General features: G+C 67.4%; 18 protein-coding genes and 3 pseudogenes. 8 read left to right on the plus strand and 13 right to left on the minus strand.

Annotated features, from left to right (window positions below):
- Positions 1–45: 45 nt before the first annotated feature.
- Both OG841_RS47340 and OG841_RS47345 read left to right on the plus strand, forming a co-directional pair.
- Positions 46–1,539, plus strand: a pseudogene (locus OG841_RS47340) (transposase); the annotation flags it as partial.
- Between the two features lie 7 nt (positions 1,540–1,546).
- Positions 1,547–1,618: pseudogene (locus OG841_RS47345) on the plus strand (hypothetical protein); the annotation flags it as partial.
- On the opposite strand, the gene OG841_RS47350 reads toward OG841_RS47345, so the two are convergent.
- Positions 1,609–2,382 (minus strand): class I SAM-dependent methyltransferase, encoded by a 774-nt coding sequence (locus tag OG841_RS47350; RefSeq protein WP_371571046.1) that lies wholly within the window; start codon positions 2,380–2,382, stop codon positions 1,609–1,611. The pseudogene OG841_RS47345 and the gene OG841_RS47350 sit on opposite strands and share 10 nt — an antisense overlap.
- A 374-nt stretch (positions 2,383–2,756) precedes the next feature.
- Here OG841_RS47350 and OG841_RS47355 point away from each other — a divergent pair, with 374 nt between their 5' ends.
- The 4 genes and pseudogenes from OG841_RS47355 (at position 2,757) to OG841_RS47370 (ending at position 6,118) form a co-directional block, all read left to right on the plus strand.
- Positions 2,757–3,524 (plus strand): hypothetical protein, encoded by a 768-nt coding sequence (locus OG841_RS47355; RefSeq protein ID WP_328635690.1) that lies wholly within the window; start codon positions 2,757–2,759, stop codon positions 3,522–3,524.
- 680 nt (positions 3,525–4,204) lie between these two features.
- A complete protein-coding gene (locus tag OG841_RS47360; protein ID WP_371564454.1) occupies positions 4,205–4,720 on the plus strand; it encodes a winged helix-turn-helix domain-containing protein in 516 nt (171 codons plus the stop codon).
- The gene (locus OG841_RS47365; RefSeq protein WP_328635688.1) at positions 4,717–5,307 is read left to right on the plus strand and encodes a transposase; all 591 of its coding nucleotides are present in this window, start codon (positions 4,717–4,719) and stop codon (positions 5,305–5,307) included. The genes OG841_RS47360 and OG841_RS47365 overlap by 4 nt, the downstream gene beginning before the upstream one ends.
- 44 nt (positions 5,308–5,351) lie before the next feature.
- Positions 5,352–6,118, plus strand: a pseudogene (locus OG841_RS47370) (transposase).
- Between the two features lie 132 nt (positions 6,119–6,250).
- On the opposite strand, the gene OG841_RS47375 reads toward OG841_RS47370, so the two are convergent.
- From OG841_RS47375 to OG841_RS47390, 4 genes are all read right to left on the minus strand, one after another.
- Positions 6,251–6,685, minus strand: coding sequence for a hypothetical protein (locus OG841_RS47375; protein ID WP_328635686.1), 435 nt, complete (start codon positions 6,683–6,685; stop codon positions 6,251–6,253).
- A 68-nt stretch (positions 6,686–6,753) separates the two neighbouring features.
- Complete coding sequence (locus OG841_RS47380) at positions 6,754–7,389, minus strand: hypothetical protein (RefSeq protein ID WP_328635685.1); 636 nt, start codon at positions 7,387–7,389, stop codon at positions 6,754–6,756.
- 275 nt (positions 7,390–7,664) lie between these two features.
- Positions 7,665–9,041 (minus strand): IS1380 family transposase, encoded by a 1,377-nt coding sequence (locus OG841_RS47385; RefSeq protein ID WP_266697342.1) that lies wholly within the window; start codon positions 9,039–9,041, stop codon positions 7,665–7,667.
- A 59-nt stretch (positions 9,042–9,100) separates the two neighbouring features.
- Positions 9,101–9,955 carry a caspase family protein gene (locus OG841_RS47390; protein WP_328635684.1) on the minus strand — a complete coding sequence of 285 codons (855 nt, stop codon included), beginning with the start codon at positions 9,953–9,955 and terminating at the stop codon, positions 9,101–9,103.
- A gap of 203 nt (positions 9,956–10,158) precedes the next feature.
- Between OG841_RS47390 and OG841_RS47395 the strand changes: the two genes are divergently transcribed.
- Both OG841_RS47395 and OG841_RS47400 read left to right on the plus strand, forming a co-directional pair.
- Positions 10,159–10,986: a transposase domain-containing protein gene (locus OG841_RS47395; RefSeq protein WP_328635683.1), complete on the plus strand. Its 828-nt coding sequence runs from the start codon at positions 10,159–10,161 to the stop codon at positions 10,984–10,986.
- On the plus strand, positions 10,983–11,219 hold the full coding sequence (locus tag OG841_RS47400; RefSeq protein WP_371570489.1) for a hypothetical protein: 237 nt from the start codon (positions 10,983–10,985) through the stop codon (positions 11,217–11,219). The genes OG841_RS47395 and OG841_RS47400 overlap by 4 nt, the downstream gene beginning before the upstream one ends.
- A 212-nt stretch (positions 11,220–11,431) precedes the next feature.
- Here OG841_RS47400 and OG841_RS47405 read toward each other — a convergent pair whose 3' ends face one another.
- The 8 genes from OG841_RS47405 to OG841_RS47440 all read right to left on the minus strand — a co-directional run bounded on the left by OG841_RS47405 (position 11,432) and on the right by OG841_RS47440 (position 20,952).
- Entirely contained in the window at positions 11,432–12,028 is a 597-nt protein-coding gene (locus tag OG841_RS47405; RefSeq protein ID WP_328635681.1) for an acyl-CoA dehydrogenase family protein, read from the minus strand.
- Between the two features lie 29 nt (positions 12,029–12,057).
- Positions 12,058–13,377 (minus strand): aromatic ring-hydroxylating oxygenase subunit alpha, encoded by a 1,320-nt coding sequence (locus OG841_RS47410; protein WP_328635680.1) that lies wholly within the window; start codon positions 13,375–13,377, stop codon positions 12,058–12,060.
- 113 nt (positions 13,378–13,490) lie between these two features.
- Positions 13,491–14,252: a dienelactone hydrolase family protein gene (locus OG841_RS47415; RefSeq protein ID WP_328635679.1), complete on the minus strand. Its 762-nt coding sequence runs from the start codon at positions 14,250–14,252 to the stop codon at positions 13,491–13,493.
- Positions 14,253–14,280: 28 nt separating this feature from the next.
- Positions 14,281–15,810, minus strand: coding sequence for an AMP-binding protein (locus OG841_RS47420; protein WP_328635678.1), 1,530 nt, complete (start codon positions 15,808–15,810; stop codon positions 14,281–14,283).
- The gene (locus tag OG841_RS47425) at positions 15,807–18,110 is read right to left on the minus strand and encodes a CaiB/BaiF CoA-transferase family protein (RefSeq protein WP_328635677.1); all 2,304 of its coding nucleotides are present in this window, start codon (positions 18,108–18,110) and stop codon (positions 15,807–15,809) included. The genes OG841_RS47420 and OG841_RS47425 overlap by 4 nt, the downstream gene beginning before the upstream one ends.
- 109 nt (positions 18,111–18,219) lie before the next feature.
- A complete protein-coding gene (locus OG841_RS47430; protein WP_328635676.1) occupies positions 18,220–19,428 on the minus strand; it encodes an NAD(P)/FAD-dependent oxidoreductase in 1,209 nt (402 codons plus the stop codon).
- A 142-nt stretch (positions 19,429–19,570) separates the two neighbouring features.
- Positions 19,571–20,098: a gamma carbonic anhydrase family protein gene (locus OG841_RS47435; RefSeq protein WP_266802490.1), complete on the minus strand. Its 528-nt coding sequence runs from the start codon at positions 20,096–20,098 to the stop codon at positions 19,571–19,573.
- Between the two features lie 2 nt (positions 20,099–20,100).
- Complete coding sequence (locus OG841_RS47440; RefSeq protein ID WP_328635675.1) at positions 20,101–20,952, minus strand: alpha/beta fold hydrolase; 852 nt, start codon at positions 20,950–20,952, stop codon at positions 20,101–20,103.
- Between the last annotated feature and the right edge of the window lie 193 nt (positions 20,953–21,145).

The following is a 21,145-nucleotide window of genomic DNA, read 5'->3' on the forward strand; positions in this document are numbered from 1 at the left end:
GGGTCGCCTTCCTGTCGTGCGGTCCTGGAGGCGGTACGGATGTCGATGCGGCCGGTGGGGTTGCCGGAGATCCCGGAACAGACGGTGGTGGTGGCCCGGGCGGCGTTCCCGAAGGGGAGCCTGGCGATACGAGTGCGGGATCGCCTCGCGGAGGTCTTCGTCGATGAGCCGTTCACGGAGGCGTTCGGTGTGCGCGGGGCGCCGGGACTGTCGCCGGGGGTGTTGTCGCTGGTGATGGTGTTGCAGTTCGCGGAGGGCCTGACGGATCGGCAGGCCGCGGCGATGGCGGTGCGGGCGATCGACTGGAAGTACGCGCTCGGTGCGGAGCTGACGGACACCGGATTCGATGCCAGCGTGCTGTGCCGGTTCCGGGCCCGGCTCGCGGACAACGGTATGGAGCGGCTGGTCTTCGACCGGCTCCTTGAGCACTGCAAGGACGCCGGCCTGGTGGCGGCCGGAGGCAAGCAGCGCACCGATTCCACCCATGTGATCAGTGCGGTGCGGGACTTGAACCGTCTGGAGCTGGCCGGGGAGAGTGTGCGGGCGGCCCTGGAGGCCCTCGCGGTCGCGGCACCGGCCTGGCTGGCCGGACACATCAACGTCACTGAGTTCGCCGAGCGGTACGGGCCGCGGGTCGACGGCTGGCGCATGCCGCCCTCGCAGACGAAACGTGACCGTCTCGCCCAGGTCTTCGGGCAGGATGCCATCGCCTTGTGCCGGGCGGCCTGGGCCGATGACGCTCCGACCTGGATTCGCGAGATCGAGGCCGTGGGCTTGTTGCGGCAGGTCCTCGTGCAGACCTACATCGTCCGGACCGATGCCCGGGGACGGCAGGTGATCAAGAAGCGGGACGCCGACGACGGCGTCCCGCCCGGCCAACTCCGCCTGGCCTCCCCCTACGACTCCGACGCACGCTGGGCGGCCAAGGGCGACGACCTGTTCTGGATGGGCTACAAGATCCATCTCACGGAGACCTGCACCACCCTCCCCGACGCCGACGCCGACGCCGACGCCGACGTGGGCACAGGGGTGATGCCGAATCTGATCACCGACGTGCACACCACCGACGCGACCGTGCCGGATGTGAAGGCGACCGCCCCGATCCAGCGCAAGCTCCCCGAGCACGGAGTGCAGCCCGGCGAGCACTACCTCGACTCCGGCTACCCGTCGGCCGACCTGATCACCAAGGCCCTGAAACAGGGCATCCGCATGGTCACCCCGGTCCTCCGGGACCACTCTGACCAGGCCAAGGCCGCCGAAGGCTTCGACAAGAACGCCTTCACCATCAACTGGAAGACCCGCCAGGTCCGCTGCCCCGCCGGCAGGACCAGCTCCCACTGGAACCCGGTCAAACAGCACGGCAAAGACGCGATCGTCATCACCTTCAGCGTCCTGACCTGCCGGGACTGCCCTCTCCAGAAGCAGTGCACCACCTCGAAGACCGGGCGCCGCATGCTCACCCTGCGTCCCGAGGAACTCCACGAGAACCTCGCCCGGGCCCGCGCCGAGCAGAAGACCGACACCTGGAAGAACAAGTACGCCCTGCGTGCCCGGAGTCGAGGGCACCATCAACCAGGCCCTCGACATCACCGGCATCCGCCGGGCCCGCTACCGCGGCCTGCCGAAAGTCCGCCTCCAACACGCCTTCTCCGCCACCGCACTCAACGTGATCAGGCTCGACGCCCACTGGACCACAGGCCCCTCAACCGCCCCCGCACCAGCAGACTCGAACGACTCAGCTACAGACTCTCCGCCTGAACGAATTGCGCAGCAGAGTCGGTGTGGGCTGCAAAACAGACGGGCCTCACGGCCACCGTCGGCATCGAACCCGAAGTGGTGAGAAACGACCTGCTGGCGCAGGACATCGTAGGTGTCGAGCCCGATATAGCCCGGCGCCGACCCAAAGACCACGCCCTGCTGACCTGGCGGCAACTTGCGGAGCTCGGGGACCCACAGCTCGACGACGAACCGCCCACCCGGCGCAAGGTGGCGTGCGGCATTTCGGAAACAGGCAACCTGCTCAGCCTGCGTGAGCAGGACCGAGATGCCGTTGTAGACGAGGTAGACGAGCTGGAACTCGCCCGGGACTCGCGCAGTGGCCATGTCGCCGACGACGACCGAGATGGCCGTGTCGTCTGCTTTGGTGCGGAGCTGATCGAGCATCGGCTTCGACAGCTCGATGCCACTGACCGAGACTCCGCGTTCCGCGAGTGGCACTGCCACCCGCCCGGTCCCGATAGCGAACTCCAGCGCCCGCCCGCCCCCGGTGAGCTCCACCAGGCGGTCAACCGTTGGCTCCAGCACCTCCGATGCGAACATGCCGGTCCCAGGGGTGTCATAGCTCTGAGCGGCCTGGTCATCCCAAATCTCACTTTGAAGCATAAGCAGCGATGATTGACCACCGTCCGAGGAACGGCAACGCACTTTCTCCATTGCTGAGATGAGGGTGCGCCACCGCGGGCTCCTACGTGGCTCAACGGTGGCACCCCGAGAAGCGCCGACGATGCTCCGGCCAGGAGCATGACGTGACGTGCCTCTTTCCCACACTGGTGGGTACCTCGGGGCGGACTCAAGCAGTCACATTGCTCACGACTCGATACGCGCCCTAGCGCTCTCTGGCTGAGCACCAACGGTCGACCAGCCTCGCCTGCGTCCAGCCGACGACTTGAGGCAGCGACAACCGCCTGTGTGCGGGGACCTCGAAGTCGCCAACCTCAAATTCCTCTCAGTAGATCACCGGAATCCTCGCTACCGCCATGAGCACGACATATGGTCAGCTAGTCCGGCTGCCGAACACGACAGCCCCCACCGGATTGGCCCTTGTGTATATATCTGCACGCCGCACCGCCCTCATCTCCTCGACCGCACTTCTGCTATGTGCGGCCCTGACCGCTCCCGCTCTCGCGGCTGATCAGACTCCGACCCCTTCAGCATCCGCATCTGCCCCGACTGACGACTCGGTCATCAACACCACGCCTCCAGAGGAGCCCGAGGAAAACGTCACCGACGTTCCCGACGAGGCGGTTGATGAGCCGCAGGACGAGCCCCCCTACACGGGCAAGCCACCGCAGACGGGAGATTCTCCCGACGCTGTAGATTGCACTCCTGCACACGGCGTCTACAAAGCCACCTCGAAGGGAAAGCAGTACCACAAGGGAGTCGGGCCTACGAACTCGAACTACAACGGTACTTCTAGAACAGCCAGGTCGACTTTCACGTCGGAGGTTACGGGTGAGGTGGGCGTCTCTCTCACTGGTGAGCTGGAGACCTCGGTCACCGTGCTGCTCGCGACGATCAAGGACAAGTACAGCGTCACCGTGTCGGCGAAACTCACGGCCAAGCTCGGGAACTCAATCTCCGTGGATACACCGTCACACAAGACCACGAACGCCAAGTACGGCGTCTATCGGCTCAAGGTCACGGGGGAGAGTTACCAGCTCCACCAAAACTGCACGACCTCGCCCAAGCACAAGGTCGTGAGCTATACCCCCTTCCGCGTTGGCTGGTACCTATGGGAAAGCTGAGAGAACTCGCGGCAATAGGGGGATTGGTGGTGGCAATGTCCTTGGCAGGCTGTACCAGTAACCAGGACAGCGCCGGGTCCCATTCTCGAACGTCTCCGCCTCCTTCCGCATCCCTGCCGACGAAGTCCTCGACTTCTGGCCGCTCCGAGCACATTCCGGGGGAAACCGTAACCAAGGCCCCGGTCCTCCCGGACGGAGAGGTCCTAGCGCAGACAGCGAACGCCCACGGCAATCAAGAACTGGAAATCCCCGGCGGGATCAAGGCCGGGCCCCTGGCAATCCTCGTGAATTGTCAGGGGGAGGGAACACTCACCGTGTCCGTGAAGCCAGTCGGGCTGAGCTTTCCTCTCGAGTGCGTGAATGGTGAGGTCAGCAGCACCTTCAACCAACTCAATCTGAAGAAGTCTCGCACGTACGGCACGGTGGACGTCACAGCTCCATCCCACGTTCGCTGGGCACTCTCCGTAGGTCAATGAGCCTTTCCCGGTAAGCGCCCGTCGCTCGCTGTGATCGCGATGCGTGCGCTGCACAAGTCCGGGCAGGCTTGAAGCCCCTGGTAGGAACGATCTTGCGACAGATTGTTCTGACCAAGGGGCCTCACGTGTTGGCCCGACGTTCTCCTACTGATCTTTTCGTAAGTTCGGTGGGTGTGGTGGCTGTGTGGGTGGGAGGCTGTGTGGGTGGCTTATCAACCTTCCCCTTCGGTTGCCGGCTCCTCCCTTCCTCCTTTGTCACGGCCTCAGTTGGCGGAGGCACGTCGTGTTCGGGCAGTCGAGTTGTTCGAGGACAGCGTTTCGAATGCGGACATCGCGAGGGCGGTAGGGGTGTGTGCCGAGAGCGTGCGGCGTTGGCGGCGGGTGTGGGAGCAAGGCGGTGCTTCGGCCCTGCGGCGACGGGCGGCTACCGGACGCCCACCCAAGCTGGACGACGCCCAAGTCGAGATGGTCCGGGCCGCGTTGGAGCAAGGCGCCCAGGCTCATGGTTTCGAGGCCGACCTGTGGACCCTGGAACGAGTCGGCGCGGTCGTCACCCGGGCAACGGGGGTGGTGTTGTCGAGGGCATCGGTGTGGCGGCTGCTGACCGGCCGGCTCGGATGGAGCCTGCAACGGCCCGAGCGGAGGGCTGTCGAGCGGGACGATTCGGAGATCGCCCGCTGGATCGCGCACGAGTGGCCGCGCATCAAAAAGGGGCCGTGAACACACGTGCCTGGATCGTCTTCCTCGACGAATCAGGCGTCTTCCTGCTCCCTCAGATCCGCCGCACCTACTCGCCCCGTGGGCGGACTCCGCTCCTGCGGCACCGCCTGAACTGGAAGCGCGCGTCGATGGCGGGGGCCTTGGGCTACCACTCCACCGACCCCGATCGCGGGGCCGGCCTGTGCTTCCACCTCAAGCCCGGCAGCTACGACACCGCCGGACTCATCGAGGTCCTGGAGCAGATGAAGGTGTTCTACCGCGGCGAGCGAGTGGTCCTGGTCTGGGACGGCCTGTCCGCCCACTGGAGCCGGGCGATGCGGGCCTGGGTCGCCGAACAGGACTGGCTCACCCTGGAACGATTACCCGCCTACGCTCCCGAACTGAACCCGGTGGAACTCCTGTGGTCCTCGCTCAAGAAACGTGAACTCGCCAACCTCGCCGGCGACCACCTCGCCGATGTCGCCGACGCCACCGAGCAAGGCATCCACCGCATCAACGCCAACCCCCGACTGCCATGGTCATTCCTCGCCCATACCGGCCTGACCATCCGCCCACCACACCCACCGAACTTACGAAAAGATCAGTAGAGGTTGTCCCGTAACCGGTGGGGTGGTTGGTGCGTTGGCTGGGCATGGGTGGGGTGATTTCAGCTGATGATCCGAAGTGGATCGAGCCGTTCTCCGGGTTGAGCGAGGTGCAGTTCGCCAGGCTGGTGGCGTTGGTGCGGCGTCGCGGGGGTGACGTTCAGCGGGGCCGTCCCTGGCGGTTGCCGCTGGAGGACCGGGTGTTGCTGGTGGCGACGTACTGGCGCACGAACCTGACGTTGCGGCAGGTGGCACCGTTGTTCGGGGTCTCGAAGTCCGCGGCCGACCGTATCCTCGATCACCTGGCACCGCTGTTGGCCATCGCGCCGGCCCGACGTCCGCGCAGGGACACTGTCTATATCGTCGACGGCACCTTGGTGCCTACCCGGGACCGCAGCGTCGCCGCGTCCAGCAAGAACTATCGGTACTCGACGAATCTGCAGGTCGTCATCGACGCCAACAGCCGCCTGGTGGTGGCGATCGGCTTGCCGCTGCCCGGCAGTCGCAACGACTGCCGGGCGTTCACCGAGTCCGGTGTGGACCGGGTCTGCCGCGGTGCCCCGACCATCGCCGACGGTGGCTACCAGGGCACTGGCCTTCTCATCCCGCACCGCAGGCGACGAGGCCAAAGACACCTCAGCCCGCAACAGGAAGCAGAGAACGCCGTCCACCGCCGGGCACGGGCACGAGTCGAACACGCCCTATCCCGGCTGAAGAACTGGAAGATCCTTCGGGACTGCCGCCTCAAGGGCAACGGCGTTCACCAGGCCATGCTCGGCATCGCCCGGCTCCACACCTGGCCCTCACCGGATAGCTCACGCCCCATACGGGACAACCTCTAGGTCTTCAAGTGCCGGACCTGTACCCACCGCTCCGTCGGACACCGGTTGGACCGCTGATCGGCAGAAATAGGGACCGCGGATGTCCATATCGCCGGGGCACCCGCTCAGCGGCGCGAGCCGCGGGTTGCGCCGTCGATGATATCGCGCAGCGATTCCCTGACAGCCGCGTGTAGTGAAGACGAGGGATCGCGGGTGCCGCGGACGAACCGAAAGGGGCGCTCGGAATGTCCAATTATCAACAATTGCGTACGTTCCTCGGATTCGTCGCGGAGCCGCTGATATACAAACCCGAGGCCTTTCACGGCGGCCGGGAATTCCTCTGGATCGGCGTCTTCCATGGTGACGTGGCCGTCACTCACCTCTTCGATCGCTGCGCGAAGTCTTTCCAGCCAGCCGGGCCGGGCACCCTCTGCGGTGACGGCCCAGGCCATTGCGCTGTCGATGTCATAGTCCGAAAAGCCGGACAGAGTGGGTTCGGTGAAGTCGGCCAGGTCGCGGACGGCTTGTTTGTAGATGTCCTCGTGGACGGTCGGGGCCATGGCGCCTTCCTTCGGGAGCGCGCCCGGGGGGTGGCTGTCGCGACAGCCACCCCCCGGGCGCCGTTTGGTCAGACGAACAGGGGCACGACGTACTGGGCGAGATCGATCGCCGTGGGGAGGGTGTCATCGACGAAGTCACCGACATCGTCGATGAAGTCGTTGAGCCAGCCCTTGGGGAGATTTGCTGCCTTGTCCGCGCTCCCGTCGCCGGTCACCATGTCGATGACCACTGGTGTCAGGTGCACGAGGGCAGTGACGACGGAGTCCCAGAACTGCGGGTCCTCGAAGACTTTGCGGGGGACCTTCCGCGAGATCCGCGTCAGGGCATCCTCCGCGAAGTCCTTGCTCGGCGTCTCCGCGAGCGCGTCCAGGTAGGGCTGGGGGAAGCAGTTGGTCATCTGCCACGACGTGTCGAAGACGTCGTCCCACCACGTCACGTCGGTGTAGGACCCGTCGAGGCTCGGGAGGGAGAATGACTTCGGCTTCACCCCGGCGGCCTTACTGGCGGCGGCGAAGGCGGGTGTCAGCATCGTTGCGTACGCGACGACGTCGCGCTTGGCGTCCGAACTTGCTCCGCCTGCCTTGTAGCCCTTCTGCCCCTTGCCGCTCGGCCCGCCGTTGTGTGAGGCGCCCGTCGCCGCGTCGATGATGGGCTGAAGGGCCTTCTTGATGTCGCGTTCGGTTCGCGTAGTGGTTGCGGTCATGGTTCGGTATTCCTTTCCTGAGGGCTGCTCCGCGAGGAAGGCCTCCGAGAGCAGGGGTTGCAGGGCTGGGGGAGCGAAGCAGCCGGGGGTCTGCTCCATCTCCAGGTCGTCTAGCCTCGATCTTTCTTGACGGTCCGCGAGGGAGTCGGTGGACCGTTTCGCTTTCGGTGGCTGATTGCGGGCAGGCCGTGGGCCCGAGTGTCGCGTCGGGTGGGCGCCGGGTTCCACTGCTCCGGGTGGGGTGGTGCTACTCGCAGGGGTAGGGAAGCTGCTGGTCAGCCGGGGTTCGGCAGGAGTGTGAGCCGTGCGAGGGCGTCTGTGATCTCGTTGGTCCAGGGCCAGTGGGCCGCGAGGCGGAGGATGCGGCGCCGGCCGGTGGTGACGAGCTGGGCGGCTGCGGAGAACAGGCGGAAGCGGAGGCGGCGGGGTTCCCAGAGACGGGTCTGGCCGGTCAGGGCGAGCATGGGCATCCAGGCCAGCAGGTCGAGTGCGATCTGGACGATCTCCAGCCACACCTTGTTCTGCGCGGTGTCGTGCAGGGGCAGATTGCGCAGGCCCGTCGCGCGGGCAGCTCGGATACGGTCCTCGGCCCGGGCCCGCAGCCGGTGACGGAGCTCGAGTTCGGCGATGGGACGGCCGGCGGTGTTGGTAGCAAAGCAGGTGATCCGCATGCCGTCCGCATCGGTGATCCTCAACTGGGCCCCGGGATGCGGCCGTTCCTTGCGGACGATCAGCCGCATGCCCTTCGGCCAGCCCTCAAGCAGGTCGCCGGTGAGCTCGGCGACCCAGGCCCCGTCGCGGACCTCGCCGCCGGTCTCGACGGCCGGCGTCCATGCCGATGCCGGGATCTTCAGGACGTGCTGGTGAATGGCTTCGGTGATCACCATGCCGACCGAGTAGGACAGCCAGCGCCCGCGCTGGGCGATCCAGGCGACGAACTCGTGGGTGCCGCCCGCGGAATCGCAGCGGATCAAGGTCTGTCGCCCCCGCCGGTACTTCGTGGGCAGCTGAGCGAGGGCGAGGCGGGCGGCCTCGATGTGGTCGGCGGCCGTGTTCGAGCCCGCGTTGCCCGCCCTGAGAAGGGACGCGACAGGTTCACCGGTGCCACCGGAGCCGTGATCGACGAAACCCATCAGCGGGTGGTGACCGTAGGTCTTCTTCCAGGTCGGGGCGGCGTCCTGCTTGTCCGAGTGGGCGATGACCAGCACTCCGTCCAGATCCACGGTCACCTGCCCACCAGCGTCCGGAGCCCCGTCGCGGGCCAACTTCCAGACCCGGCAACGGACTTCGGACCGGGCTGTGCGGATTGCGGTCAGTGCCTTCTCGCCCGAGGCGGCAAGGGTGTCGATCAGGCGGGAGACTGTCGGGTCGGAGGCGACCGGCCCGAACACGGCTGGCTCGGCCCGAAGCATGCCCACATCTGCCAGGCAGTCCCCGCCCAGCGCGACCGCCAGCGCCACATCCAGCAGGACCTTGCCCGGATCATGCACCGCCCGCGACTTGCGCCACGGCGCCAACGCCGCCGATATCGCCCTGTCCAGGCCAGTCTTGCGGATCGTCTCCACCAGCAGCACACCGCCGGCCTGGGAGACCACCCCGCGACCACCACCTTCGGTACGGACACACGGGTAGGACCCGATACGCTTCTTCACCTGGAGAGTGCTTCTTTCACGCGACGACCTGGACCCTAGACAAGTCCCATCGTTGCAGGTCAGGAGCACTCTCCGCGTTTCTGATCACCTACCGGACGCCCTGCCACGTGAAAGCGCGAGGCTAGGCTCCCGGCGGCACGCTCGATCAGGTCGCTGACCGTGGCGGACGAGTCCATCCCCTGAGTGAGTGCGTAGGTGAACGCCGAGAGTCCATCGGTGTCGTCGCTGCCTGCCGCTGCCGTCTGGCGGGCTGTGCAGGCCGTCAACAAGATTGCGTTGACTTCGACCTCGGGCTGGGCCTTGAAGCCTTTCGAGCCGGGTGTCGAACCGGAGAGCAGCTTGGTCATGGTGCGGGTAGCCGACCGGCCGAAGAGCTTTAGCGAGGGAGCCTCGGCTCCGGCGATCGACTTGGCCTGTGCCGCGACCATTGCGGTTGGGGGTATGAAGACCTTTGCCCGGGTGGTCCTGAAGCGCTGCTGCGGGTCGAAGTAGTCCTTGTTCATGCCTCCCGAGTGGCAGGCATCGATGACTACGGTGAAGGCCCCCGGGGCTGCCTGCCCGCTGCGTTCGACCAGTTCCGTGTCCGCGAGGTACTGGCCGCGGTCGTGGCAAACCAGGACTTCGACGAAGGTCCCCGGCCGGTCTTCGGGCTGGTACCGGTACCCGTGAGAGGACTGGAAGAAGACGCAGCGGTCGTCGGCGCTGGTGTCTGACAGGAGCCAGTCGAGGCCGTCGCGGACGTTCGCCAGCGTCGCGTCCTCGTCGTGCAGCATGCGGACCTCAGCGTCGATGTCCAGAAAGGACGTTTTCTCCAGTAGATCCCGAAATGCGTACGTGTCGTTGACGCAGCTATTCAGCTGGTTTCCGGGAACCTCGTATTCGTCGATGCCGACCAACAATGCGCGGTTTGCCATTGGATTCTCCTTTCCGGCCCAAAGAATCGATTCTTCTCACGGGAGCAAAGCCGTGTCGGCTGCACATCGCGTCAACCAGTTGAAGAGGGATGGTCGGATGGGCCTCTTCCATGGTTTCTTCACCCGGCCAGTTCGGGCAAACCGAAGGAAATTGGGACTGCTGACTTAAGGGGGAATCTCCTTCGATGCCACGGCCGGGGCAAGTGAAAACCGCCGTCGAGGACAATGTGTCCGACCGGATCGCGGTCCGACTGCTCGTACACACCTTCCCGCCGGACCTCGTGGACGACGTGGTGGCAGAGTGCGGACGAGCCGAACTGCGCAGCCGTCGCCTTCCCGCCCGTACGGTCGTGTACTTCGTCCTGGCCATATGTCTCTTCTGTCATCGCAGTTACGGGCAGGTGATGCAGTTGCTGACCGAGTCGATGACCTGGGCCGACCGTGGCAGTGGTGCGACTCTGCCACCGTCCCCGACGACGGCCGCGATGTCCCGGGCCAGGGCACGACTTGGCCCCGAGCCCCTTGCCGCGCTATTCACGGAGACCGCCCTGCGAGGCAGTGCCGCGCGCCCGGGATGCGACCGCTACGGCAGTTGGCGGGTCCTCAAGGCGGACGCCGCTACGGTGGGTGTGCCCGATACCCCCGACAACCGGGCGCGGTATGACATCGCGACGCCGTTCGCCGGGCCTGCGGTGTCCCCGTGTGCGGCACTTCCGCGGGCCAGGGTCGCCGTACTCGCAGAGTCTGGCAGCGGCACCATCACGAGGGCTGCCGTGGGCTCCCCGGCCACGACCGCCGGCCCCGCGCTGGCCCGGGAGCTGTTCACCGGGGTGTCTCCCGGGGACCTGGTCATCGCTGATTGTGGCGCTGCCGACCTAGATCTCATGCACGTGGTAAGCGCCGCGGGAGCGGATCTGTTGTGGCGGGTCAAGGCCGGAGCGCCATTGTTCGGGGGAGGCCCCTCCCTGACAGCTCCTACCTCAGCGGCGTTGATGACTCTCTCGGCCCTGGTCGCACTCAGGTGCGGGTGATCGCGGAGGGCCCGCAATGGCTGGTGACGACCTTGCTGGACTACGAGGCCCACCCCGCCCGGCATCTGAAGGCCCTGGCCCACCAGTACCGGGACTTCCGGATCTCGTTCGAGGCGGTCGGCACGCTGTGGCACAAAGGCCCACTGGTGCTGCGCTCCCGCTGGCCGGCCGGGGTCGAGCAGGAGCTATGGGGGCACTTGCTCGTCTATCACACCCTGCGCTCGTTGATGTGACCCGCTTAAGTTACTGGTACGACGTTCCACGGGTTTAACAGCCCCGCAGAAAACTGTGGAACGGCGCCGTGGTGCGTCATCAGTCCTCTGTCTGGCTTTGTTCCGAGTATCGACAGCACTTGTTCACCGTCTCGGCACACCCGAATGGGCCTGAGGTGATGTTCATGAGAACGGGAGGCACCGGAGAGTCCGGCCCCGTTGAGCCACCGCGTTCAGCTTCGAACCGACTCCTCAACGGTGACACCGGCCGGACCCGAGACGGGTACGAGCGAGGCGCGCAGCGCCCCGGTGTCCGCGTCGCGGCCCACCACGATCAGGGGGTCGGCCGTCTCGGCGAACGCTACGGCGACCTTGCGGCCCTTGACGCGCACGGTTCCGTCGGGCGCGGTGCTGATGGTGGTGGTGAAGTCCTCGGGGCCACGCCCGTATCCCTCGTAGAGGGCGACGGCGCTGCGGGCCTTGGGGTCCTCGCTCAGGCGGGCAAGGCCGGCGGTCTGCTCCGGCGAACCGTGACGGGACAGCAGCAGCGCGGGAGCGCCACCCCACAAGGCCGCCATCGTGAGACCGGGATCGCCGTACGCCAGGTTCTCGATGGCGATCATCTGCGTCACTGTGTCCGGAATCCCCCCGCCGCCGAGTTCCTCCGACAGCGGCATGGTCAGACCGGTGTCCACCAGGGTCCGCCACACGTCGTCCGGTACGGCTCGTTCCTCCTCCGCCTTCCGCGCTGCGGGGGCCAGAACGTCGAGTCCGATGGCGCGGGTGAGTTCGGCGACGGCGAGATGCTCTTCAGTGGGCTGTAGATCCATGATCGACTCTCTGCTTTCGGTTGGAGGGGCTATTTGGCCTCTGCGGTCGCGGAGGCCGACCGCTGCCGCTGTCCGGCGAAGAAGTCCGGAAGCGGGGCCTGCGGTTCTTCGGGGAGTGCCTCCCCCGTGACCAGCTCGTGCCAGCGGCGCCACCACGTGCGCATCTGGTATTCGCCGTTCATCCCCTTGTGAGGCGTGTGCATCCCACGGGAGATGTCGGACCAGGGCAGTTCCCGCTGGGCCGCGTAGGACCGCTGGCACGTCTCCAGCGCCTCCACGTCGTCGGGCGAGGCGAGTCCGCCCGGGCCCCAGAAGGTGAGGAAGTTGTCCAGGCGCTGCCTGTGCAGTTCCTCGCCCTCCTCCGGTGGCACCAGCTGCCAGGCACTGACTTCCATGTAGTCGGGCGTGACGGGCTCGATCCTGCGGATCAGCACGCCCATGACCAGGTCGATGACTACCAGGTTGGGGAAGATCACCAGGTTGCGGGTGCCGCCCATGCGATCCACCCACGCGTCGCCGTGCGTCTGACGGAGCCGCTCGAAGTGTTCGGCCTTCTCGTGTTTGGCCTCCTCGGACAGCGGCCGTCCCAGCGCGGCGCCGCTCGCGGGAGTGCCGGCCATGACGGCGTGGCCACCGCCCAGGTTGACGGCTATGGAGTTCGAGGCGAAGGAGATGTCGGCCTTGCCGTGGGCGGCGGTGATCATCTCCAGATAGCGTTGATGGGTGGAGACGAGGTGGTAGCCGTCGTAACTGTTCTCCGTCAGGAGCTTCCAGTTGGCCTTCACCGAGTACTCGTGCGTGCCCGGCAGGACCCTCATGCCGACCTCGGACTGGTCGGACACCAGGTCCAGGTACTCCTTGGCGCCCGCCAGGTAGGTGGGGAGATCGACGATGTCCGGATCGAAGCTGACGAAGACGAAACCGCGGTAGGAGCCGACCTTCGCGGGAGCCGCCAGCCCCGGTCGCTCGAAGCCGGCCCCGTAGCCTGCGTCGTCGGGGATCGAGACGACCTCGCCCGAGTTGTTGAAGCTCCAGCCGTGGTAGAAGCAGGTCATGAAGCGAGCGTTGCCCTTCGGCTCACGGCACAGCATCGCACCGCGGTGGGGGCAGGAGTTGACCCAGACCCTCACCTTCCCCTTGGCGTCCCGGGCCAGGATCAGCGGCCGCCCGGCCACGGTTCGGGTGACGTAGTCGTTGGGCTTGGCGAGTTCGGTCTCGTGACCGATGTAGAGCCAGCTGTGGTCGAAGATGCGCTCGCGCTCCACGGCGAACACAGCCGGATCCGTCATGACCTTCCGGTTCACCCTGAAGCGGGGGATTTCCTGGTCGACCTCGATGTATTCAGACACCTGTAGTCCGTCCTTTCCTGTCCCAATGGCACCGTGCCGTGGAGCTGCATGTGGCGCTCCCCCCGGTTCCGGCGGCTGGAACCGGGGCGTCGAATTCACAGAAGTGAAAGGAATTACGCGCGGGCCGCGCTTGCGACACGTCTTTGCCATTCCGCGGCCAATGGCGTGGGCCGCGGCACCACGCGCCGATCGAGCCACTCGATGGTTCGCTGCCACGCGTCGAAAGAGGCCACGTGCGCCAGGGTCTCGCGGGCGTCGCGATAGAAATCTCGGGCGACGCCCGGATAGGTGACCACTTCCGTGTGGGCCGGCGAGCCGCCCAGGTACGAGCCCAGCCTGGCCAGGGCGTCCGCAGGGGCACCGGGGTCCTGCTGACCGAACAGTCCGAGCCACGGCGTCCGGACGTGCCGGGCCACTTGGATCAGCGGCGGCAGGGCGTCGGACCATGCGTCCGCCACTCCGGACGGGGCGATGCTCACCGCCGCGCCGAGTGCGAACTCGGCGGTGGCCAAGAGTGCCGTCCGGCCCCCGAAGCCGTAGCCGACGAGGCCCACCTGCGCCGGCGACCAGCCGCGTTCACCCAACCGCCCCACCAGCACGGCGACGTCGCTCACCAGATCCCGGTCGGTCGTGCCGGTCGGGTCGCCACCGGTGGGCGACAGGTCGACGGCGACGGACTCGTATCCGTGCTCGGCCAGTCCGTTCATGAACCCGGCGGCGTCCCGTTCCAGGGCGCCGGCGTCGCAGAGCACGATCGCCGCGCCTCTCGGGACACCGCCGAGCTCGATCCGGGCCACCGGCAGCGACCTACCTGATCCATGCCTGAACGAGTCCTCCGCAACACTCGGCTCGATCCGCGGAAATGCGATGTCCATGCGCATGTACCTCCATGGCGGCCACGTTCTATGGCTCACGCAACTTGCTCTTGAGTACTTTTCCCGAGGCGTTCCTCGGGAGCTGCGCCACGAAATCCACCACGGTCGGGCTCTTGTAGCCCGCGAGGTATTCCTTGGCGTACGAAATGACCTCGCCCTCTGTCAGCGAGGGCTGTGCGGGCGCCCGTACGACGACGGCCCGCACCGTCTCGCCCCACCGGCGGGAGGGGGCCCCGATCACCGCGACCTCGGCGATCCCCGGGTGAGTCGAGAGGACGTGCTCCACCTCGGTCGGGTACACGTTCTCGCCGCCCGTGATGATGACGTCCTTGAGCCGGTCGCACAGATGGAGATAGCCACCGCGCAGGAACCCGGCGTCGCCGGTGCGCAGGAATGCGTCCGGGGCGAGAACGTGTGCCGTCTCCTCCGGGGCCTCCCAGTACGCGGACATCGCCGTCGGTGTCTTCGCCCAGACCTCGCCCACCACGCCTTCGGCGACGTCCTTCTCCGTCAGGGGATCGACGACCCGTACCGTCACTTCGGGAAGTGGGAGCCCGGCCGAGCCCAGTCTGCCGTCGGTGTCGGCCAGATCGTGGTCCTCGGGAGGCAGCACCGTGATGCCGATGGTCTCCGTCGAGCCGTAGAACTGGAGGAACTTGCAGCGGAAGCGGCGCAGGCAGGTCCGCAGCAGGTCGGGGTCCATGGGAGAGCCGGCATAGGCGATGGTGTCGAGGGCGGAGAGGTCGTAGCGGTCGACGTCCTCGTCCTGGAGGGCCTGCAGAACCGCGGGCACGACCATGGTCGTGGTCACCCGGTGGCGTTCCACGACTTCCAGCACCGAGCGGGGTTTGGCATCGGCGGACAGCACGCAGTGGGCCCCGACGGCCAGTGCCGCGATCGCTGTGTTCAGCCCTGCGGCGTGGAAGAGGGGAAGCGCCGCCAGCAGAACGGATTTTTGGGTGACGCCCATGACGCCGGCGGCGCTGAACGTCGCGCGCACGGCCCGGCCGTCGAACAGCGCGGCCTTGGGCACTCCGGTCGTGCCGGAGGTGTACATCATGAACGCGGGATCGGAGTCCGTGGTCACGGCAGGCGGCTCCTGCGGGTCCCGGCAGAGAAGCCATTTCTCGTAGTCGTCGGTCTCGTCCCCGATGACCACGACGGTTTCCACCGTCGTAAGCTCGTCCCGGACAGGGGTGAGCTTGCCGACGAGATCCTCCGAGACGAACAGCACTCTGGGGCGCGCGTTGTTGACCACGCAGAGCAACTCCGACGGGGCGAGCCGCCAGTTCGCGGCGACGCTCACCCAACCCGCCATCGACGCACCGAACAGGACCTCGAAGAACTCGGGCCTGTTGCGGCCCAGGTAGAGCACCCGCTCCCTCGCACCCGGCGCGGAACCGGCGAGCCCCTGTGCGACACGGCAACTGCGTTCGTACACCTCGCGCCAGTTCCGGGTCACACCGTCGTAGGTGAGACAGGCAGCTTCGGGTGTGCGTGTCGCCCACGTGCGGCAGATCGCCGCAAGTGCGGCCGTATCTTCGGGAATGTGCGTCATTTGTACGCGATTCCGTACGGGCTGTCGCCCACCAGACGCTTGTCGGCGAGCTCCCGTATCTCCGCCTCGGTGCACCCGAGTTCGGTCAGCACGGCCTCGTTGTCCTGGCCGAACAGCGGGGCGGGGCCCACGGCCGGCGGACGGGGGGCGTGGGAGAAGCGCATGGCCGGTGCGAGGTGTCGCACCGTACCGGCGACCGCATGGTGCACCGGGAACGGCCGCTGCCGATGAACGAGTTGAGGGTGGTCGGCGAGATCCAGACCGACGGCCATGACGGCCGCGGGCACCCCCGCGGAACGAAGGGCCGCCACGATCTTTTCGGCGGGCTCCCCGGCACACGCGTGGGCAAGGCCGTCGTCGAGCTGCGCACGCCGTTCGCGGCGTCCTTCGGCCGTCGCGAACTCCGCGTCGGCGGCCCAGTCGTCGCGGCCCAGGACACGGCACAGGGCCGTCCACTGCGCGTCGGTCGTGACGGAGATCGCGATCCAGTCGTCGTCGGCGCACGGGTACATCCCCTGCGGGATCGCGAGCGGGGATCTGTTACCGGCACGTGTGCGCGGCTCTCCAGTGGCCGACGCTTCGATCACCGGGCGGGCGGTCAGCTGTATGGCGACATCGCCCAGCGCCAGCTCCGCGCACACGGCCTCGCCGGTACGGCGGCGCCGCCGGATCGCCGTCAGCAGTACCAACGACGCCAGGTGCGCGGAGAACGGGTCGGTGACCGTGCCGGTGACAACCGGTTCGCCGTCCTCGTACCCGGTCATCTGGGTGACCCCTGCGGCCGCTTCGGCGGTGTAGGTGAACCCCGGGCGGTTATGCCAGCTGCCCGTGAGCCCCCATGCGGGCATGCGGACGACGATGAGGTCCGGGTTGACCTCGCGCATGCCGTCGAAGTCCAGTCCCCGGTCGTCAAGCACGCGAGGCGTGTAGTTCTCCAGCACCACGTGCGCGGTGGCGATCAACCGCTTTGCCAGGTCCAGGCCCTTGGCGTCGGAGAGGTCCAGTGTGACCTCCCGCTTGCCGATGTTGGGGCCGAGGAAGGGGCCCGCGCGCTCCCACGAGCGGTTCACGGTCATGGGATTGCCCGAGAAGCGCATGGCGTCGGGGCGGTTCACCGCCTCCACCTTGATCACCTCGGCGCCCAGGGAGGCGAGATGGGCCGTGGCCAGGGGCCCCGCCTGGAAGGTGCCGAACTCCACGACGCGCAGGCCCTTCAGAGGCTGCGCGGGGTCCGCCTCGGCAGTGGCCGCAGCGGGAGTCCGCACGCTCGGGCGCGAGATCCGGAACGGCGGTGCAGGCTGTAGGAAGCCGGCTTCCGGATGCCGTACGAAGGAGTTCCGCTCGGCGTACGGCGCCAGCTCGGCGACCGTGTCGGGCGAGGTCAGCGGGACCACGGGCACACGGTGGAGCACACCGAGCTCGGTCAGTTCCTCGACCGTGTGGCGCTCGGTGAACCGCCGGACCAACGGGGTGATCTCGGTGCCGTTGTACAGCCGGTCCGAGACCATGTCGAACCGGGAGTCGTCCAGTTCGGGCACCCTTGCCATCTCCTTGAACGCCTTCCACTGCGCGTCCGTGACGGCGACGACGCACACCCAGCCGTCCTTCGCGCGTTCGACACCGGGAACGGGGTTCTGCGGGATCGGGTAGCGCGTGTGGGGAGAGAGCTGGGAGAACAGCCAGGGGAACTGGAGCAGTCCGACCAGCGCCTCGAAACGCGAGACGTCGACGTCGATCGCCGAGGCCGCCCCGGCCTCGGTGCTCAACAGCGCTGACACGGCACCCACGGCCGCGCACGCTCCGGCCGTGAGCTCGCCAAACTCCACGCCGCTGGCGACCGGCGGACGGTCCCCTCTGGGGTGGAGCACGGTGAGGCCGGCCTCGGCCTGGAGTGTGAACTCGGTCGCCGGCAACTTGGCGAACGGGCCGTCGAGCCCGTAGTCGGAAACGGTGACCACGACCAGCCGCGGATTCTCCCTGCGCAGGGCTTCCGCCAGCGCCCGGAATCCCGGCAGGTCGTCGTCGCAGATCACGACGGCCGGGCCGGTCGCGAGTTCCGGCACCAGCCGGGCGACGGCGGTCCGGGCGTCTGCGAGTTCATCGGAGTCGCACCGCACCACGCGCTTGCCCTGGTGCAGATGACTCACGTAGGCCTCGTATCCGGCGTCCTGCGCCGTCGGCCGTTCGCCGGCACGCGGCTCAAGGCGTACCACGCGGGCGCCGACATCGGCTAGCAACCTGCCGCAGTACATGGTCGAGACCCGGCTCCCGGCCTCGACCACGGTGACATCGTGAAGCATCTTTCACCCTCCCGTCAGCGGTGTCCTGCACCTTCGCGCGGCCCGCGGCCACCGGACAGCGGTGGTTCCGTCGGCTGGAACAGCCCGGCGGCCTCGTGGGCCGTACTACTCACGCGGCTTCCAGCAGGCCCAGGCCGAGGTCACTGACCTGCGCCCCGGAGGCGACCGCCTTGCGGCAGGCCATGAAGGTGCGCGGATCGTCGACGACCAGGGCGCCGACGGCCCGCCCCGCCTCATCGGCGTAGACGGCGGTCATCCCGCTGTCTTCGATGCCGCCTCGCAGCGCGCTCAGCCGGCCCTCAGCGGGCCTGCCGACGATCTGGATGCGCCGACCGTACTGGTCGGACCAGACGTAGGGCACCTGGGCCCGTGGCGCCTGCTGCCCGAGGATGTCGGCCGCGACGATCTCCCCGTGCTCCCCGGCATTGGTCCAGTGCTCGATGCGCAGCGACTTGCCGCACATCGGGTGATACCGGTGAGCGATGTCACCTGCGGCGTAGACCGCGCCCACGCCCACGCCCGTGACACGCAGCCGGCTGTCGCAGGCCACCCCGTTGGCGAGATCGAGCCCGGAGGACTCCAGCCAGTCCGTGGCGGGACGTGCGCCGATGCCGACGACGACCAGGTCGGCAGGGAGGGTGCGGCCGTCGGCCAGGACGACACCGGTTACCCGGCCCCGTCCGTCGTCGGTGAAGCTGCTGAATCCGACGCCGGCCTCGACCGCGACGCCGTTCATGGCGTGAATGCCCGCCAGCATCCGACCTACCCGCTCACCGAACAGATGGGCCATGGGGATCGGCTGCGCTTCCACGACACAGACGTCCAGCCCGCGCGCCCGGGCCGCTGCAGCGAACTCGGCGCCGATGAAGCCAGCCCCGATGACCACCACCCTGGGCGAACGGTCGAGTTCGGCTCGCAGCGCCCACGCGTCGTCGGCCGTCCGAAGTGTGTGGACGCCCGAGAGGTCGCCGGTACCCGGCAGTGTGCGCGGGGTGACCCCCGTGGCGAGGACCAGCCGGTCGAACGGCAACCGCTCGCCCCCGTCGGTCGCCACGCGCCGCTCGGTGAGGTCGAGACCGACCGCCTTCACGCCGAGCATCAGCTCGATGCCGCGTTCGTCGGCCTCCTGTTTCGTCAGCAGGACGGGAGGCTCGCCCGCACGGTCGGGGGCCAGCACCTCCTTGGACAGGGCCGGCTTGTCGTACGGCTGGTGCCGCTCCTCGCCGACGAGGGTGATGCGCTCCTGGAAGCCCCCCTGCCGGAGAGCCTGCGCCGTACGCACGCCCGCCACCGAGGCGCCGATGATCAGAACAGTCATGCATGCACTGTCGGAATTACCGGCAGCGGCCACAATGTCGAGTGCCGGTCACTGGAACTCATCGCCATGAACGCCACCGATAACGGCAGTGCCCCGGAACCGGCCTTGATCGGGCCGATCCCGGGGCAGCTCCCGCCCATGCTCACCGAACTGGTTTGATTCCCGCGGCGTGTCTTCGCGCCAACACCTCGTACACACCTGGGTTGTTCAGTATCCACTGCTCGGCGGTCGTTCCGACGATGGACCGCTTGACCACCGCCGGAATACCCGCCACCAGGGCCTCCGCCGGGAAGTCCGAACCGGCCGGTACCAGCGAATGCGCGGCGACGAGCGACCGCGCCCCGACCCGCGCACCGTCGAGCACGGTGCTGCCGTTCCCGATCAGTGCCTCTTCCCCGATGACCGCGCCGTGCACGACGCACAGATGCCCCACGGTCGCGCCGGGACCGATCTCCGTGGGCAGATCGGGTGGTCCATGCAGCACGCTGCCGTCCTGCACATTGGCTCCTCGGCGCACTGTGATGCGGGAGTAGTCGCCCCGCAGGACCGCGTTGTACCAGACCGACGCGCCCGCCTCGATGACAACGTCGCCGATCAGTACGACGGTGGGCGCGACGAACGCGTCCGGGTGGACGGCGGGTGCGATCCCGTCGAGCTCGTACAGCGGCACTGTCACAGGCTCCCGCTGACGAAGCCGCGCACGGCGGCCACGAAACGGTCGTGCTGCTCGATCTGCGTCCAGTGGCCGCACTTCCCGATGCCGTACAGCCGCACGTTCGGGAGGTGGTCGAAGAACCACTTGCCGCCGTCGAAGACAACGAACCGGTCCTCACGCCCGTGGATGACGAGAACATCCTGCTCGATCTTGGCCGCGTCCTCGGGCGTCAGCGCCCACGGCCGGTCGAGGACGTCTACGAAGGTGGCCCGGTGGGAGCGTTCCACATCCGGCCGCACGGCGCGCGGGATCCGCTGCTCCGCGATCTTTCGCAGGTCCCCGCCGAACAGCTGCGGGTCGTAGACGAACTGTTCCAGCAGGTGCTGCATGGCCTCAGTCGTCGGATTGTCGTAGAACAGGGCCAGCGACGGGATCGCGGGACCGGGCGGAATCGGCGAACCGCCGGAACCCATGAGAACGATCTTCTCGACCCGCTCCGGCGCCTGCAGCGTCGCACCGAGCGACCATATGCCGCCCATGGAGTTGCCGACGAGGACCGCCTTCTCCAGTCCCAGCTCGTCCAGCAGCCCGATCAGGGTGTCGACTCGGAGCTGGGTGAAGGCCGCCATGCCCTGCGGCGGCGGCTCGGGGTGGCTGGAGTCGCCGAAGCCGATGACGTCCGGCGCGAGGCAGTAGTAGTCGTTCCCGAGATCCTTCAGCACCGCTTCCCAGTTCGAGAGGCCGGTCGCGCCCGGTCCGGAACCGTGCAGGAACAGGAGGGCCGGCTTGGACTTGTCACCGGAAGCGTTCAGCTGGAATTCGTACTCTCCGACCGCGACCTTGGTCGTGGTGATCGGTGCGTCGGCCATGCTCACTCCTCACTTGACATGTGCTGCAGACCGCCATGATTCACACGCCACCGTTGTGACGGCAGGAGGTTGTTCCACCCCCCGGAACCCCGTCACTCGCGCGTTGGCGTCCACGCGGCAGAAACAAAGCTGAATCCGATCCCCCTGGACATGTCGAGCACGTCTCGACCGAGCGCACCGGCGCCGCCCCGGC

Source organism: Streptomyces canus (assembly GCF_041435015.1).
In the GTDB taxonomy this organism is placed as follows: Bacteria; Actinomycetota; Actinomycetes; order Streptomycetales; family Streptomycetaceae; genus Streptomyces; species Streptomyces canus_G.

Coding starts and splice junctions, on each gene's coding strand:
- OG841_RS47425 (WP_328635677.1), bottom strand. CDS start 18,110: ATGCTTCACGATGTCACCGTGGTCGAGGCCGGGAGCCGGGTCTCGACC.
- OG841_RS47390 (WP_328635684.1), bottom strand. CDS start 9,955: ATGGCAAACCGCGCATTGTTGGTCGGCATCGACGAATACGAGGTTCCC.
- OG841_RS47440 (WP_328635675.1), bottom strand. CDS start 20,952: ATGGCCGACGCACCGATCACCACGACCAAGGTCGCGGTCGGAGAGTAC.
- OG841_RS47415 (WP_328635679.1), bottom strand. CDS start 14,252: ATGGACATCGCATTTCCGCGGATCGAGCCGAGTGTTGCGGAGGACTCG.
- OG841_RS47430 (WP_328635676.1), bottom strand. CDS start 19,428: ATGACTGTTCTGATCATCGGCGCCTCGGTGGCGGGCGTGCGTACGGCG.
- OG841_RS47420 (WP_328635678.1), bottom strand. CDS start 15,810: ATGACGCACATTCCCGAAGATACGGCCGCACTTGCGGCGATCTGCCGC.
- OG841_RS47355 (WP_328635690.1), top strand. CDS start 2,757: ATGAGCACGACATATGGTCAGCTAGTCCGGCTGCCGAACACGACAGCC.
- OG841_RS47380 (WP_328635685.1), bottom strand. CDS start 7,389: ATGACCGCAACCACTACGCGAACCGAACGCGACATCAAGAAGGCCCTT.
- OG841_RS47375 (WP_328635686.1), bottom strand. CDS start 6,685: ATGGCCCCGACCGTCCACGAGGACATCTACAAACAAGCCGTCCGCGAC.
- OG841_RS47405 (WP_328635681.1), bottom strand. CDS start 12,028: ATGGATCTACAGCCCACTGAAGAGCATCTCGCCGTCGCCGAACTCACC.
- OG841_RS47350 (WP_371571046.1), bottom strand. CDS start 2,382: ATGCTTCAAAGTGAGATTTGGGATGACCAGGCCGCTCAGAGCTATGAC.